This is a genomic window from Streptomyces sp. NPDC008150, from assembly GCF_042956945.1.
In the GTDB taxonomy this organism is placed as follows: Bacteria; Actinomycetota; Actinomycetes; order Streptomycetales; family Streptomycetaceae; genus Streptomyces.
Window position 1 is genome coordinate 791,905 of record NZ_JBIBHJ010000001.1, and the last position, 16,059, is coordinate 807,963.

The 16,059-nt window shown below is 72.4% G+C and carries 9 protein-coding genes; 4 read left to right on the forward strand and 5 right to left on the reverse strand.

What is annotated here, in order from left to right:
* Positions 1-234 precede the first annotated feature (234 nt).
* Entirely contained in the window at positions 235-1,926 is a 1,692-nt protein-coding gene (locus ACFZA0_RS03420; RefSeq protein WP_391010467.1) for an alpha-amylase family glycosyl hydrolase, read from the forward strand.
* 93 nt (positions 1,927-2,019) lie between these two features.
* On the opposite strand, the gene ACFZA0_RS03425 is transcribed toward ACFZA0_RS03420, so the two are convergent.
* Entirely contained in the window at positions 2,020-4,095 is a 2,076-nt protein-coding gene (locus ACFZA0_RS03425) for a carbohydrate-binding module family 20 domain-containing protein (RefSeq protein ID WP_391010469.1), read from the reverse strand.
* Between the two features lie 247 nt (positions 4,096-4,342).
* On the opposite strand from ACFZA0_RS03425, the gene pulA reads away from it, so the two are divergent.
* Both pulA and ACFZA0_RS03435 read left to right on the forward strand, forming a co-directional pair.
* Positions 4,343-9,757, forward strand: a complete 5,415-nt coding sequence (pulA, locus tag ACFZA0_RS03430; protein WP_391010472.1) for a pullulanase-type alpha-1,6-glucosidase — start codon at positions 4,343-4,345, stop codon at positions 9,755-9,757.
* Between the two features lie 138 nt (positions 9,758-9,895).
* The gene (locus tag ACFZA0_RS03435; RefSeq protein WP_391010474.1) at positions 9,896-10,252 is read left to right on the forward strand and encodes a 5-carboxymethyl-2-hydroxymuconate Delta-isomerase; all 357 of its coding nucleotides are present in this window, start codon (positions 9,896-9,898) and stop codon (positions 10,250-10,252) included.
* A gap of 30 nt (positions 10,253-10,282) precedes the next feature.
* Here ACFZA0_RS03435 and ACFZA0_RS03440 read toward each other — a convergent pair whose 3' ends face one another.
* The 3 genes from ACFZA0_RS03440 to ACFZA0_RS03450 all read right to left on the reverse strand — a co-directional run bounded on the left by ACFZA0_RS03440 (position 10,283) and on the right by ACFZA0_RS03450 (position 13,603).
* Positions 10,283-10,972 (reverse strand): TetR family transcriptional regulator, encoded by a 690-nt coding sequence (locus tag ACFZA0_RS03440; protein WP_391010476.1) that lies wholly within the window; start codon positions 10,970-10,972, stop codon positions 10,283-10,285.
* A gap of 103 nt (positions 10,973-11,075) precedes the next feature.
* On the reverse strand, positions 11,076-12,989 hold the full coding sequence (locus ACFZA0_RS03445; protein WP_391010479.1) for a hypothetical protein: 1,914 nt from the start codon (positions 12,987-12,989) through the stop codon (positions 11,076-11,078).
* A 98-nt stretch (positions 12,990-13,087) separates the two neighbouring features.
* Positions 13,088-13,603: a tetratricopeptide repeat protein gene (locus ACFZA0_RS03450; protein WP_391010481.1), complete on the reverse strand. Its 516-nt coding sequence runs from the start codon at positions 13,601-13,603 to the stop codon at positions 13,088-13,090.
* A 180-nt stretch (positions 13,604-13,783) separates the two neighbouring features.
* Between ACFZA0_RS03450 and ACFZA0_RS03455 the strand changes: the two genes are divergently transcribed.
* Positions 13,784-14,191: a hypothetical protein gene (locus tag ACFZA0_RS03455; protein WP_391010484.1), complete on the forward strand. Its 408-nt coding sequence runs from the start codon at positions 13,784-13,786 to the stop codon at positions 14,189-14,191.
* A 140-nt stretch (positions 14,192-14,331) separates the two neighbouring features.
* On the opposite strand, the gene ACFZA0_RS03460 is transcribed toward ACFZA0_RS03455, so the two are convergent.
* Positions 14,332-15,882 carry a DUF1996 domain-containing protein gene (locus ACFZA0_RS03460; RefSeq protein ID WP_391010487.1) on the reverse strand — a complete coding sequence of 517 codons (1,551 nt, stop codon included), beginning with the start codon at positions 15,880-15,882 and terminating at the stop codon, positions 14,332-14,334.
* Positions 15,883-16,059 lie beyond the last annotated feature (177 nt).

Here is a 16,059-nt window from a genome sequence, read left to right on the forward strand (position 1 = left end):
GGGGGGGGCGGCCTGCCGTTTGGGCGCCCGGGGGGGGGGTCCGGCGCCGGGCGGGCCCGGGGCCCCGGGGGGGGGGCCCGCGGCCGCGGTGACGCGCCCGCCCCGCCGTCACCGCGGCCGCCACACCCACCGCCCCCGGCCACCGGCCGCCGGCCACCACGAGCCGTCGGCGGCCGGCGGCCGGCACCCCACCGACTCCGACCCCTCACGCCCACGCCACGCCCCAAGGACGTCATGAGCAAGCACCCTGCCGACCCGGCCCCCACCGTCGACCCCGCATCGGCCCTCGCCACCGTCCCCGAGCGCGGCGACTGGTGGCGGGACGCGGTCATCTACCAGGTGTACCCCCGCAGTTTCGCCGACAGCGACGGCGACGGCATGGGCGACCTGGCGGGCATCCGCACCCGCCTGCCCTACCTGCGCGACCTCGGCGTGGACGCCGTCTGGCTGAGCCCCTTCTACGCCTCCCCGCAGGCCGACGCCGGCTACGACGTCGCCGACTACCGTGCCGTGGACCCGATGTTCGGCACCCTGCACGACGCCGACGGACTGATCCGCGACGCCCACGGCCTCGGCCTGCGCGTCATCGTCGACCTGGTGCCCAACCACTCCTCGGACCAGCACGAGTGGTTCAGGCGCGCCCTCGCCGAGGGCCCCGGCTCGCCGCTGCGGGAGCGCTACCACTTCCGCCCCGGCAAGGGCGCGGACGGCGAACTGCCGCCCAACGACTGGGAGTCCATCTTCGGCGGCCCCGCCTGGACCCGGGTCACCGAGCCCGACGGCACGCCCGGCCAGTGGTACCTGCACCTCTTCGCGCCCGAGCAGCCCGACTTCAACTGGGAACACCCGGCCGTGGCCGACGAGTTCCGCTCCGTCCTGCGCTTCTGGCTGGACATGGGCGTCGACGGCTTCCGCATCGACGTCGCCCACGGCCTCGTCAAGGCGGCGGGACTGCCCGACCTCGGCTCGCGCGAACAGCTCAAGCTGCTCGGCAACGACGTCATGCCGTTCTTCGACCAGGACGGCGTGCACGACATCTACCGGCAGTGGCGCACCGTCCTCGACGAGTACTCCGGCGAGCGCATCTTCGTGGCGGAGGCGTGGACGCCGACCGTCGAGCGCACCGCCAACTACGTGCGCCCCGACGAACTGCACCAGGCCTTCAACTTCCAGTACCTGAGCACCGCCTGGAACGCCGCCGAACTGCGCGAGGTCGTCGACCGCACCCTCGACGCCATGCGCCCGGTCGGCGCTCCGGCCACCTGGGTGCTGTCCAACCACGACGTCACCCGGCACGCCACCCGCTTCGCCAACCCGCCCGGCCTCGGCACCCAGATCCGGCTCGCGGGCGACCGCGAACTCGGGCTGCGCCGCGCCCGTGCCGCCACCCTGCTGATGCTGGCGCTGCCCGGCTCGGCCTACGTCTACCAGGGCGAGGAGCTGGGCCTGCCCGACGTCGTCGACCTGCCCGACGAGGCGCGCCAGGACCCGGCGTACTTCCGCGGCGCCGGCCAGGACGGCTTCCGCGACGGCTGCCGGGTGCCGGTGCCGTGGACCCGTGACGGTTCCTCGTACGGCTTCGGTTCCGGGGGCAGTTGGCTGCCGCAGCCCGAGGGCTGGGGCGAACTCAGCGTCGAGGCGCAGCAGGGCGTGCCCGGTTCCACCCTGGAGCTGTACCGGGCGGCCCTCGCGGTGCGCCGGGAGCGGCCCGACCTGGGCGCCGGCGACGCGGTGCGGTGGCTGCCCGCTCCGGAGGGCGTACTCGCCCTCGCCCGGGGCGAGTTCGTGTGTGTGGCGAACACCACTGCGGAGCCGGTGGCCGTTCCGGTGTACGGTCGGCTGCTACTCGCCAGTGGCGAGGTCGTGGAGGCGGACGGCACCGCGACGGTGCCTGCCGACACCACGGCCTGGTGGGCAACGGCCTGACCCCGGGCCCGCCGAGCGCGACGGGGCCCGTACCGCCGGCGGGCGGTACGGGCCCTGTCGCACGAACTGCCGTGCCTACAGCGCGTGTTGGCGCTACTGCCAGGCGCCGCCCGCCGTGTAGCCGGACGACGTGCCCGTGGTGAACGACCGGTTGGTGCCGGACTCCCAGGTGACGTTCCCCGCGGTGTCCTTCTTGAGGAACTTGTACTGGAAGGCCGTGGACCTGGGCACGATCACCAGCCTGCTCCAGTGCGGAGAAGCCGCCGAGGAGAGCGGGATGGCGTCCGCCGTGTTCCAGGAGCCCAGGGACGCGGTGGAGCCCACGACGTACACCTTCGTGCCCGCGGGCGTGGTGGCGTCCACGCCGAACGTGACGTCGGTCGCGTCCGTCTGCGCCACGTTCCACGAGGTGTCGAGCCGGACGCCCGACGCCGTGGTGGCCCCGCTCCGGTTGGCGTTGGACTCCCAGGTGACCGCCCCGGCGGCGTTCTTCTTCAGGTACTTGTACTGGAAGGCGGTGTTGGCCGGCAGGCCGACCTCGGCGGACCAGTACGGGTAGCCGGTGGAGGACAGCTTGACGGCTTTGCTCGTGTCCCAGCCGCCGAGCGCGTCCACCGAGCCGGTCACGTACACGTCGGTGCCGGTGGTGGTCGGCGCGTACTCGCTGAACGTGGCGTTCACCGTGGAGCCGGAGCCGCCGCCGTCACCGGGGTCGCCGCAGCCCACGGTGCACGTGTACGAGCCGTTGTAGAACGCGACGGCGCCCTTGGCCGGGACGGTGATGCTCGCGCTGCCGCCCGCGACGGTGACGTGGGTCGCCCCGCCGTCGACCACGTTGGCGTAGGTGCCGTCGGCCATGCCGGTGCTGAAGGTGTAAGTGGCCGCCGAGGAACCGTTGTTGACCGTGAAGAACCCGGCACCCGAGCGGCCGAAGCCGATCACGTTCGACGACTTGGTCTGCCAGTCGGAGACCGCCGCCGTGTCGACCGCGTTGTGCCACGCCACCATGCCGACGACCGCCGTGTCGCGGTCCAGGCAGTACCAGGAGCCGTTCGAGCAGTCGGTGCCCGTCACGAAGCCGGACGAGTTCGGCGGCGCCTGGTCGCTCTGCGTCCACTCCCAACTGGCGTACACCGTGGGCGTGGACCACTTGTAGGCGAGCTGGAAGAGGTTGGCGAGCCGGTAGGCGTCACCGTCCTTGTAGCTCATGTGCAGGCCGTTGCGCTCGGTGTCGTGGTTCGTCACGAACGACACCGAATTGGCGGCCGGCAGGATGCCCGAGGACGACAGCGAGGCCAGTTCGGAGACGTTGCCCTGGAAGGCCGACTTCATCCTGCTCGCGTACGTGAAGTCCAGGACGTCGCCGGAGGCGTAGTAGTCGGACGGCTGCGGCGTGGAGCCCGGGTAGACCTCCTGGAAGACGTACGGGTCCTTGCCGGACGTGGTGTCGGTGAGCTTGCCCTCGATCGCCGCGAGGTCCGCCTCGGGGATGTGCTTGGCCGCGTCCACCCGGAAACCGTCGACTCCCAGCGCCAGTTGGGAGTTCAGGAAGTCCGCGATGCCGGCGCGCACCGAGTCCGAGCCGGTCCTGAGGTCGGGCAGGCCGAGGAGTTCGCAGTTCTGGACCTGGGTGAGGTTGTTGTAGTCCTGGACCGTGAGGTCCGACGTGGGGCAGTCGCCCGCGTCGTGGTAGTCGCCCCGGTCCCACTCGGGGGTGTCGTACTTGCTGGTCAGCGTGGTGCCGTTGTAGCCGGTGCCGGTCTGCGCGGCGGTGTGGTTGATCACCGCGTCCGTGTAGACCTTCACGCCCGCCGCGTGGCAGGAGGTGACCATGGCGGCGAACTTGGCGGCCGACCCGAAGCGGCTGTTCAGGTCGTACGAGTAGGGCTGGTAGACGTCCCACCAGTAGAAGTTGGACTGCTTCAGCGACTCGGCGGGCGGCGCGACCTGGACCGCGCCGTACCCGGCGGGGCCGAGCACGTCGGTGCACTCGGACGCCACCGAGTCCCAGTTCCACTCCCACAGGTTGGCGATGACGTCGCCCCGCGCGCCGGTGTCCGCCCGCGCCGTCGCGGCGGGCAGGACGGTGGCACAGGCCAGGGCGAGGGCGCCCACGGACACGGCACTTGCCGTGCGCCGGAAGACACCAGGGGGCCGGTGTCTGCTCATGTGCGGCTCCGATGAGGGGTGTTGAGGGGGATGTCGAACACGGTCGGAACGGGTTCCAACACGGCCCGAGCGTGGGCCTGTTGAGAAGGGCACGTCAAGATTGGCGACTGAAATTTCTTGCTGCGCCTTTCATGACTCTTGCTGCAATGCTTTCCGCGGCGATACGGTCACGCCGGCGCCGGTGACACAGCCGTCCCGGTGCAGGGGTCGGAGCCAACCCGCTCCGTACGCATGGGAGTTCACGCCTGTGATACCGAGATGGCCGGTGCCCCGCGGGCGCCGCACCGCGCACGCCGCACGAACGGCCTTGGCCACGGCGGCGGTTCTGGTCGCCGCCTTCGTTCAGCCGCTCGCCGCACGGGCCGCCACCCCGCCGGCGCCCCCGTCCGACGCGAAGCTCGCTGCCGAGCCCGCGCGGCACGACGACACGCGCGAGCAGTTCTACTTCGTCATGCCGGACCGCTTCGCCGACGGCGACAGCTCCAACAACCGGGGCGGGCTGACCGGTTCACGCCTCGCCACCGGCTACGACCCCACCGACAAGGGCTTCTACCAGGGCGGTGACCTCAAGGGCCTCACCGACCGCCTCGACTACATCAAGGGGCTCGGCACCACCGCCATCTGGATGGCGCCCATCTTCAAGAACCAGCCGGTGCAGGGCACCGGGGCCGACGCCTCGGCCGGCTACCACGGCTACTGGATCACCGACTTCACGCAGGTCGACCCGCACTTCGGCACCAACAAGGACCTCTCGACCCTCATCTCCAAGGCGCACGCCAAGGGCATGAAGGTCTTCTTCGACGTCATCACCAACCACACCGCCGACGTCGTCGACTACCAGGAGAAGTCCTACGACTACCTCTCCAAGGGCGCCTTCCCGTACCTGACGAAGGACGGCGAGCCCTTCGACGACGCCGACCACGCGAGCGCCGCCACCGGGAAGTCCTTCCCCGCGGTCGACGCGGACTCCTTCCCGCGCACCCCGGTCGTGCCGGCGGCGAAGAAGAACGTCAAGGTCCCGTCCTGGCTCAACGACCCGACGATGTACAGCAACCGCGGCGACTCGACCTACGCCGGCGAGTCCACCACGTACGGCGACTTCTCCGGTCTCGACGACCTGTGGACCGAACGGCCCGAGGTCGTCTCCGGCATGGAGAAGATCTACGAGCGCTGGGTGCGCGACTTCGGCGTGGACGGGTTCCGCATCGACACCGTCAAGCACGTCGACATGGACTTCTGGACCCAGTGGGCCACCGCCCTGGACGCCTACGCGGCGAAGCAGGGCCGGAAGAACTTCTTCATGTTCGGCGAGGTCTACTCCGCCGACACCTCCGTCACCTCGCCCTACGTGACCCAGGGCCGCCTCGACGCCACGCTCGACTTCCCGTTCCAGGACGCGGCCCGCGCGTACGCCTCGCAGGGCGCGAGCGCGCAGCGGCTCGCGAGCGTCTTCGGCGACGACTACAAGTACACGACCGACAAGGCCAACGCCTACGAGCAGGTCACCTTCCTCGGCAACCACGACATGGGCCGCATCGGGTCGTTCCTCGAACAGGACAACCCGGACGCGACCGACGCCGAGCTCCTCGCCAAGGACCGTCTCGCCAACGACGTGATGTTCCTCAGCCGCGGCAACCCGGTGGTCTACTACGGCGACGAGCAGGGCTTCACCGGCGCGGGCGGCGACAAGGACGCCCGTCAGACCATGTTCGCCTCGAAGGTCGCCGACTACCTCGACGACGACGAGATCGGCACCGGCCGCACCCACGCGAGCGCCGCCTACGACACGAGTGCGCCGCTCTACGAGCAGATCGCCGCGCTCTCCGAACTGCGCAGGGCCAACCCGGCCCTCACCGACGGCACCCAGGTCCAGCGCTACGCGGCCGACGGCGCCGGCGTCTACGCCTTCTCCCGCACCGGCACCGACCGCACCGAGTACGTCGTCGCCCTCAACAACGCCGGCAGCCCCAGCACCGTGACCTTCGCGACCGGCACCGCGAGCACGCGCTTCCGGGGCATCTACGGCACCGACGCCACCGTCACCAGCGACGCCGCCAGGAAGATCACCGTCACCGTCCCGGCCGGCTCGGCGATCGTCCTCAAGGCCGCCGCCCGCACCGCCGTGCCCGCCGCGAAGCCCGCGCTGACCCTGACCGCACCCGCCGCCGGCGCCACCGGCACCGTCGAACTCGGCGCGGACGTCGACGGGAGCGGGCTGGACCGCGTCGTCTTCGCCGCCCAGGTCGGCAACGGCAAGTGGCAGACCCTCGGTTCCGCCGACCACGCCCCCTACAAGGTCACCCAGACCCTCGCGGCGGACGTGCCCGCCGGTACGGCCCTGCGCTACAAGGCGGTCGTCGTCGACCCGTCCGGCCGCACCGCGTCCGCGACGGCCACGTCCGTCTCCGGCACGCCGCCCGTCGCGGAGACACCCACCGCGACCTCCCGCGACTACGCCGTCGTCCACTACAGGCGCACCGACGGCGACTACGACGACTGGGGCCTGTACGCGTGGGGCGACCTCGCCGACGGCGAGGCGACGACCTATCCCGCGGGGCACCCCTTCACCGGGCGGGACGCCTACGGGGCCTTCGCCTACGTGAAGTTGAAGCCCGGCGCGACCAGCCTCGGCTTCCTCGTCGTCGACAAGGACGGCGACAAGGACGTCTCCGCCGACCGCACGATCGACCTGACCTCGACCGGCGAGGTCTGGCTCGAACAGGGCAAGGACACCGTCCTCACCGAGCGCCCCGACTACCCCGCCCAGGACACCGCGAAGGCGGTGCTGCACTACCACCGCGCCGACGGCGACTACAGCGGCTGGGGACTGCACGTGTGGACCGGCGCCGCCGAGCCCACCGACTGGTCGAAACCCCTCGAACCGGTGAGGATCGACTCCTATGGAGCGGTCTTCGAAGTGCCCCTCACCGACGGTGCCACCAGCCTCGCCTACATCCTGCACAAGGGCGACGAGAAGGACCTCGCCGCCGACCAGTCGCTCGACCTCACCGCGGCGAACGGCCACGAGGTGTGGCTGTTGAACGGCCAGGAGGAACACCTGCTGCCGCAGCCTGCGGGCTCGGCCGCCGCCCTCGACCTCACCACGTCCAAGGCGGTGTGGATCGACCGGAACACCGTCGCCTGGAACGGCAGCGACGCCGCCGCCTCCACCCAGCTCCTCTACTCCCGCGACGGCTCGATCGCGGTCAAGGACGGAACGCTCACCAGCGACGACGAACGCTGGCTGCGCCTGGGGCGGACCACGCTCACCGACGCGCAGAAGTCCAGGTTCCCGTACCTGAAGGACTACACGGCCTGGTCGGTCGACCCGCGCGACCGCGACCGGGTCCGCGAGGCCCTCGGCGGCCAGGTCGTGGCCTCGCAGCGGGCCGCCACCGGCGCCGTCCTCGCCGCGACCGGGGTGCAGACGGCGGGGGTGCTCGACGACCTCTACGACGCGGGCTCCGCGCACCTCGGCCCGGTCTTCCACGACGGCCGCCCCACCCTCTCCGTGTGGGCGCCCACCGCGCAGTCCGTGCGGCTGGACATCGGCGGGGCGAAGGTCGCGATGAGGCGCGACGCCGCGACCGGCGTCTGGTCCGTCACCGGCCCGGCCTCCTGGAAGAACAAGTCCTACCGCTACGTCGTGCGGGTGTGGGCGCCGAGCGTCGGCAGGATGGTCACCAACGAGGTCACCGACCCGTACTCGGTGGCCCTGACCGCCGACTCCGCACGCAGCCTCGTCGTCGACCTCGCCGATCCGTCGCTCGCCCCGGCCGGCTGGAAGAACCTGCGGAAGCCGGCCGCCGTGCCGCTCAAGGACGCCCAGATCCAGGAACTGCACGTCCGCGACTTCTCCGTCGCCGACAGCACGGTCCCCGCCGAGGACCGCGGCACCTACCGCGCGTTCACCGACAAGGACAGCGACGGCTCGAAGCACCTGCGCCAACTGGCCGCCGCGGGAACCTCGTACGTCCATCTGCTGCCCGTCTTCGACATGGCGACCGTCCCGGAGAAGCGGGCCGACCAGGCCGTCCCCGACTGCGACCTCGCCTCCTACGCCGCCGACTCCGACAAGCAGCAGGAGTGCGTGGCGAGGACGGCGGCGACGGACGCCTACAACTGGGGCTACGACCCGTACCACTTCACCGTCCCCGAGGGCTCCTACGCCACCGACCCGGACGGCACCGCCCGCACCACCCAGTTCCGTGACATGGTCAAGTCCCTGAACCAGGACGGGCTGCGGGTCGTCATGGACGTCGTCTACAACCACACCGCCGCCTCCGGCCAGGCCGACACCTCCGTCCTCGACAAGGTCGTGCCCGGCTACTACCAGCGCCTGCTGGCCGACGGGTCCGTTGCCAACAGCACCTGCTGCTCCAACACCGCCACCGAGAACCGCATGATGGGCAAGCTCGTCGTCGACTCGGTCGTCACCTGGGCCAAGGAGTACAAGGTCGACGGCTTCCGCTTCGACCTCATGGGCCACCAGCCGAAGGCCAACATCCTCGCCGTGCGCAAGGCGCTGGACGCGCTGACCCCCGCCAAGGACGGCGTCGACGGCAAGAAGATCATCATGTACGGGGAGGGCTGGAACTTCGGCGAGGTCGCCGACGACGCCCGGTTCGTGCAGGCCACCCAGAAGAACATGGCCGGCACCGGCATCGCGACCTTCTCCGACCGGGCCCGCGACGCCGTGCGCGGCGGCAGCCCCTTCGACGCCGACCCCGGCGTCCAGGGCTTCGCTTCCGGCCTGTACACCGACCCCAACTCCTCGGCCGCGAACGGCACTCCGGCCGAGCAGAAGGCCCGGCTGCTGCACTACCAGGACCTCATCAAGGTGGGTCTCACGGGCAGCCTCGCCGGCTACCGGTTCACCGACAGCACCGGAAAGACGGTCACCGGCGCGGGAGTCGACTACAACGGCTCGCCCGCCGGCTACGCGGCGGCACCCGGCGACGCCCTCGCCTACGTCGACGCGCACGACAACGAGTCCCTCTTCGACGCCCTCACCTACAAGCTCCCCGCCGGCACCTCCGCCGACGACCGTTCCCGCATGCAGGTCCTCGCCATGGCGACGGCCGCCCTCTCGCAGGGCCCGGCCCTCTCCCAGGCCGGCACCGACCTGCTGCGCTCCAAGTCGCTCGACCGCAACTCCTTCGACAGCGGCGACTGGTTCAACGCGATCCACTGGAACTGCGCCGACGGCAACGGCTTCGGCCGGGGGCTGCCCCCGGCCGCCGACAACGCCGACAAGTGGTCGTACGCGAAGCCTCTGTTGAGCACCGTCAAGGTGGGCTGCGCACAGATCGACGGCACCTCGGCCGCCTACCGGGACCTGCTGCGCATCCGCACCACCGAGCCGGACTTCTCGCTCGGGACGGCGGACGCGGTCCAGTCGGCGCTGTCCTTCCCGCTCTCCGGCGACACGGAGACGCCGGGCGTCATCACCATGCGGCTCGGTGACCTGGTGGTGGTCTTCAACGCGACGCCCACCACGCAGGACCAGCGGGTCGGCGCCCTCGCGGGCACCGGCTACAGGCTGCACCCCGTGCAGGCGTCCGGCGCGGACAAGGTCGTCCGGTCGGCCGCGTACGCGAGGTCCACGGGCACGTTCACGGTCCCGGCCCGCACCGTGGCGGTGTTCACCAGCGCGGGCTGAGGGCGGGCGAGGACGCCGCGACGCGACGGACCGCACCTCTTGGTGCGGTCCGTCCTGTTTCATCCGCCCGGACCGACGGCCGTTACAGTGGGCGCAGTTGGCCTCGAACACCCAGAACGCCCCTGAACAGGAGTGCCCATGCCGCAGATCACCGTCGACTACTCGGACCGGCTCGCGGACACCTTCGACCGCCCCGCGTTCGCCCGCGCCCTGCACGAGCGGACCGTGGAGACGGCCGGTGCCACCCCGCAGGCCTGCAAGACGCAGTTCCGCCGCACCGAGGACGCCGTGGTCGGTCCCGACGCGGACGGGCACGCGGTCGTCCACGTCACCATCGGACTGCTGGCCGGCCGCACCGACGAGACGAAGGCCCGGCTCACCGGCGAGGTGCTCGACCTGCTGCGCGAGTACGTCAAGCCCACCGGGGACCTGGTCCTGCACGCCTCCGCCGAGGTGCGCGAACTCGACGGTTCCTACACGAAGTTCGACCGCTGACCGCACCCCGCGGCCGCTCGCGGCGGCAGGTCAGGCCGCCAACGCGGCCAGTCGGGTGAGGAGTTCGGCGAACGGGCCGTCGGCCGGCTCGTCGCGGACGGCCCGGCGCAGCAGCGTGCGCATCTCGTCGTCGTAGGCCGCGCTGACGGCCGCGAGCGCGGCGAAGTCGTTGACGAGCTGGATCTCCAGCTCGGCCCGCGGGACGCGCCGCCCGTCCAGCCAGATCAGCGCGGTCGACTCCGCGAGCGAGATCCAGGAGCGGACCACGAGATCGAGACGCGCGGGCGCCTCCTCGACGCCCAGGTGCGTCAGGATCTGCGCGTACGCGGCCTGCCGCACCGAGTCGACGAGCGCGTTCGCGGTCGTCGAGCCGACCGCCGGGCCGCCCCGCATCAGGGCCGAGAAGCCCGGCCCGTGCTCGTCGACGAAGTCGAAGTAGCGGCCCATCGCACGGCGCAGCCGCTGTCCGAGCGGGCCCTCGTGCGGCTCCTGGAAACGGGTCGTCAGGTCGTCGGCCGCACGCCTCAACGCCGCCTCGTACAGGCTGAGTTTGCCGGGGAAGTAGTGGTAGACCAACGGCCGTGATATCCCCGCCGCGGTCGCTATCTCGTCGATGGAGACCTCGTCGGGGGAGCGACGGCTGAACAGTTCGAGGGCGATGCCGATCAACTGCTGGCGGCGCTCCTCGACTCCCATCCTGCGGCGAACCCCGGTCGTCATGCGAGCACTTTAGCGATCGGTTCCGTCCCCGAACGACCCTTCCCGGTCGCGGAACCGACGCGAAGCCCCCAACACCCTTTTGTCGCAGCCGCGTTGACCTGGGTTACTTCAGCCCCTCCACCTTGCGGCCGTCGGACAGGGTGCCCTGGAGCACCGCCTGCGCGCCCTTCGTCGTGCGCACCGCGAGCAGCCGGCCCTGCCGCGAGCCGGTGACGCCGCCGGTGGCCCGGAGCGACTCCGTGCCCCTGCTGCCCGCGGCGAGCAGGAACCAGTTGCCCAGCTTCGACTTCCACAGCACGCCCGCCAGCACCTGCGCGTCGCGCGCGCCGCAGGCCGGGACGTCCTGGCCCTTCGCCGCCAGCGCCCCGTAGGTCCCGGCCGGGGTGTGGAACTGGGCCAGTGCCGTGGCGCCGTCGCCGCGCCACGTCTCGGCGCGGGTGCACACCCAGGACGCGGTGCCCGTCGCGTCGGGCAGCGGCTGCTCGGCGAACTCCCAGGCGTTCACCGACCGCACGCCCTGACCGCGCTCCGAGGCCAGCGAGCACGCGTACGGCGACCAGGAGGCGAGGTCGCCGCTGCCGGACACCTCGTGCGTCGCGGTGGGCCGCCCCGCGGTGAGGTGCGCCGGGACGAGTTCGCCGAGGTCGGTCGACACGTGGGTGCCGAGGCCGCCGGAGAGCCGCAGCGCGTTCCACGAGGTGCAGTCGCCCGTCTGCGCGGGGCCCGCCAGCGGCGCGGTGACCCCGTCCTTCAGCGCGAGCGCGGCGGGGCCGGCGGCCGGCTTCAGCAGGTCGACCGAGGCGGCCTTCGTCACCCAGGGGGCGGTCAGATAGCGGGTGTTGCCGTCGGTGCGGTTCAGGACCACGGCCTCCGACTCCGCGCCGGACGCGCCGTCGACCCGCGCGAAGTCGAGGGCGGCGCCCGCCGTGCCGTCCTTCGGCTCCGCGTACCGCGCGATGCGCTGCCCGTCGTAGAGGACCACCACGCGCGCGGCGTCCACGTCGCCCGCGTACAGGAGCTGGGGCGGTCCGGCGGGCCCGCCCGAGGCGGTGCCCGGCGTCGCGGAGACCCGCACCGCCGAGCCGGGGCGGGCCCAGACGGCGAGCGCGCGCCGCAACAGCGCGGTGTCGGAAGTGAGTTCACCGCGGGCCGGCCAGACGGAGAAGTCGGTGCGCGCCGAGGTCCGCCACGCCGACGGCGCGACCGACGTCAGCCGGGCGGGGTCGAGGGCCGCCTCCGCCGCCGGGTTCTGCGCGTACGCCGGGGCCGCGGCGCCGTCGGGCCCCCAGCCGCCGCCGGGCAGCACCAGCAGGGCGCCGCACACGGCGACGGCCGCCGCCGCCGCGAGGCCCGCCTTCAGGTGCTGGCGGCGGCGCACCAGGTCGGTGGGGCGGGCCAGGAGCAGGCAGGGGTCGAACGCGGCGGCCTCCAGCAGCCCCTCGGGGGCGGCCTCCCTGCCCGCCTCGCGCAGCGCCCCGTCGGGCTGCGCGACCCCGGCGGCGGACAGCACCGCGCGGACGTCGGCGTCGGCGAGCCCCTCCAGGCCGCGCAGCACGTAGGCGGCACGCGCGGCGGGGGAGAGTGCCGAAAGCTTTTGCCCCAGGGCCAGTTCGTCGGGGCCCGGGGTGTGCGGGGAGAGCCGCAGGCCGCGCACGCGGGGCAGCAGCGGCGGCAGTTGGCCGCGGCCGGGAAGGGTGGCGCGGCGGCGCGGGCGGCCCGCCGCGAGCGCGGCCCGGACCACTTGGACGCGCAGATACGCGTACTCGGGGTCGTCGCCCCGCGCCGCCGCCTGCGCGGGGATCGCCGTCCCGGACGCCGACCGGCCGCGGGGCAGGGCGCGCTGCACCAGGCCGTGCGCCGTCAGGACGCGCCGGTCGCGGCCGGCGCCCGGCGGCAGCAGCAGATAGGCGAGCCGGACGAGCCGCGGGTAGTGCTCGACGAGTGCCGCCCCGGTCCGCCCGGGGGCGGAGGAGGCGGAGGCGGGTGCGGGGCGCGGGGCGACATCCTGTGACTGCACGTTCAGCAGAACGAGCGAATCGGACGTTGGTCACCGGCCCGGCGCGGACTCGACCCTCCCGTGGGATCCGGCGGCGTCCGCGTCAACGCGCCGGTGGATCAAGCCGGTTCGGCCGGTTCCCCGGGTTCGACCAGCAGCCGGGCGTAGTTCGCCATCGACCGCTGGTAGCGCGGCAGATGGGGCGCCAGGGCACCGATGACGAGGGCGAGTCCCTCGCGGTCGCGGCCCAGCGACGACAGGCACAGGGCCAGGCAGGCCCGTACGGCGTCGTCCAACTCGTCCGAGGGAGCCACCAGTTCGGGGGTGAGCAGGGCGACGCCCTCCTCGGCCCGGCCGATGTTCCGCAGCGAGCTCGCCAGTTGGATGCGGGTGCGGCGGCCCCGGTAGCCGGTGAGGCCGCGGTCGAGGGCCTCCCGGTAGAGCGGCACCGCCTTGTCCGAGTGGCCGGTCGAGTCCCACGCGCAGGCCCGCTCGAACGGCCCGACGGGGCTGTCGGCCGGCAGTTCGGCCACGAGATCGTCGACGAGGCGCCGGAAGTCGGCCGCGTCCTCCTCGGCGTAGTCGTCGAAGGAGGCCCAGGCGGCCGCCACGCGATCTTCCCAGTTCTGGTTCACGGGTCAACCTTCGCACGTGCGTGCACCGGGCGGCCATGGTCTGCGCCGGAACCGGATCGCGGGCGCATTGAGTGCCGCGCCGCCCCCGGCCGTATCGAGGGCGGGGCCCCGCGCCGGGGCCCGCGCGCCATGCGCCCGTGCCGTCGCGCACGGGCGCCGGAAGCCACCACCGGAGGAACGATGAGGCTGACCCGACCGATGCTCGCCGCGGCCGGCGCCGCCGCGCTGCTCACGCTGACCGGGTGCGCCTCGGGCGGCGGCGGGGACGACGAGGTGCCGCCCACGGCGAGCGGCAGCCTGGAGCACCTCGCCGCCGAGGCACGGTGCACCCCCGACATCCAGACCGACGCCGACGAGATCCGGCAGGCCGTCTGCAAGAACACCGACGGCAGGTTCGTGCTCGCCACCTTCGCGACGGACCGCGGCCAGCGCGAGTGGATCAACGAGGCGAAGGACTACGGGGGTTACTACCTCGTCGGCCGCAAGTGGGTCGCGGTCGGCAGCGACGGGGTGGTCGGCGCGCTGCGCCGACGGCTCGGCGGCGACCTCGAAGTGGGCACGTCGCACGCGGACCACACCGCCGGCTGACGGCACGCGAGGGCCGCCCGCGCGCGTGGCGGGCGGCCCGGCGGCGGGCGACGGCGGGAAGGACCGGCGGGGGAGGGGGGTCCCCGCCGGTCCTTCGTCACGTACCGCCCCGGCCCGGTCTCAGCCGTGCCGGCGCGGGCTCACTGGCACTTCCTGCCGTAGTTGACGCAGCGCACCAGCCGGTTCATCAGCGACTCGTCGAAGACGTTGATGAAGTCGTCGTGGTCGGTGACCGCCTTGTGCAACTGGTCGGGGAAGCCGTCCACCGCGTACGCGTTCGTCACCGTGCCGTTCGCGACGGTCGGCCGCGGCACGTCGTAGACCAGCCGCATCGTGAGCTGCGGAATGGCCTTGAAGCCCGTCGGGCAGGCGCCGCTCGCGTCCGCGAACGCCACGTGCGTACGGTGGTTGGCACTGTCGATGTTCGTGCCGTCCCAGCAGCTCTGGAACGCGAAGCTGCGCACCACCGAACTGCCCTGCGGGCAGATCGGGTACTTGTCGGTCAGCTGCACCTTGCTCTCGAACCCGGTGCAGGACCAGTGGGCGTTGGCGTTCGCCGTGCCGTTGACGAAGGCCTTCGCGTCACCGGTGATGATGCGCAGGAACTTCGGCATCGCGACGACCTTGCCGCGCGCGCTGCCCTTGAAGGTGATCGACGCGCTCTTCGCCTGGAGGATGCGGCCGACGTTGCCCTCCTTGCCGCCGCCGTCCGCGTTCTGGTCGAAGTCCTGCGTGCCGTCCTGCACCCGGACCACCGGCCAGTAGTACGACGACTTGTCGCCCTGGTTCGCGCAGGTCGTCTCGGCCGCCGCGAACGTGTCGTTGGTGGCGAACGCGTCGTTCGACTGGTTGCCGACGTAGTCGTGCAGGTGGTGCGCGCCGTTGGTCACGCCGGGTGCCACGATCACGTTGTCCGTGTTGTGCTTGCCGTTCGCGTTGACGCCGCACTTGGTGGTGAAGACGCCGGTGGAGGCGTTGCGGCTGTTGCGCGGCTTGGCCGGCACGTTGGCCCGGACCGTGGTGATGTCGACGAAGTCGTCGGCGGACGGCCCGTTCCCCGCCTGCCCCGCGCCCGCCTGGGCGCCGCCGTCGCCCGCGCTCGCGGACGGGTCGGCGGAGGGGTCGGCCGACGGGTCGGCGGAGGGGTCCGCCGAGGGGTCTGCGGCGGAGGGGTCCGCCGACGGGTCCGCGGACGCCGACGGATCGGCCGTCGCCGGCGGGGTGGCCGGGATGCCGGTGCAGGCGGCCAGCTCCGCGAGACCGGCGGGGGCGGTGCCGCCGACCCGGTTGATGTCCAGCGCGATCCGGTCGAGGACCGCCTTGCGCTTGCTGGCGAGCGGTCCGAGGATCGCGTTCTGGACGAAGTTCGCGTCCCTGGCCTGGGCGTTGCGGGTGTCCGCGAGCCGCTGGTAGGCCTCGGTGATCTGACGGTCGAGCCGGGCCAGTTCGGCGTCCACCCTGCTTCGCGCGCGGGCCGGTACGTCGGTGAGCTGCTGGCCGACGTCCGGGCAGGAGACCGTCGCGATCTGCGCGGCGGCGGCCTTGGTGCGGCCGTGTGCCCCGTTCTGCTCGTGGGCCGAGGCGTAGAAGTTCGCCCAGACCAGTCCACCGCCACCCAGGGCCAGGGCCGCCGACGCGGCGATCGCCTTGGTGGCCGGTGACGAACGGCGTTTTCGAGTGTTGCGTCCCATGGAACTCCTCTGACTTCCTTGCGGGGCAGCGAGGCGCCCGACAGGAGTGAAGCGGCGCCCATCCATACGGGCCCCGTCCCACGGGTGTTCAGAAGTCTCAGAAATTCATGAGAGACGCCCGGCGGCCGGGGCGCGACCCACGCCCCTGACCTACCGGCACTCCCAACTTGCCCAGAA

What these genes read in the sequence shown, in the direction of transcription:
- ACFZA0_RS03440 (WP_391010476.1), bottom strand. Translation starts at nt 10,972, where the DNA reads ATGACGACCGGGGTTCGCCGCAGGATGGGAGTCGAGGAGCGCCGCCAG.
- ACFZA0_RS03455 (WP_391010484.1), top strand. Translation starts at nt 13,784, where the DNA reads ATGAGGCTGACCCGACCGATGCTCGCCGCGGCCGGCGCCGCCGCGCTG.
- ACFZA0_RS03460 (WP_391010487.1), bottom strand. Translation starts at nt 15,882, where the DNA reads ATGGGACGCAACACTCGAAAACGCCGTTCGTCACCGGCCACCAAGGCG.
- ACFZA0_RS03435 (WP_391010474.1), top strand. Translation starts at nt 9,896, where the DNA reads ATGCCGCAGATCACCGTCGACTACTCGGACCGGCTCGCGGACACCTTC.
- ACFZA0_RS03425 (WP_391010469.1), bottom strand. Translation starts at nt 4,095, where the DNA reads ATGAGCAGACACCGGCCCCCTGGTGTCTTCCGGCGCACGGCAAGTGCC.
- ACFZA0_RS03420 (WP_391010467.1), top strand. Translation starts at nt 235, where the DNA reads ATGAGCAAGCACCCTGCCGACCCGGCCCCCACCGTCGACCCCGCATCG.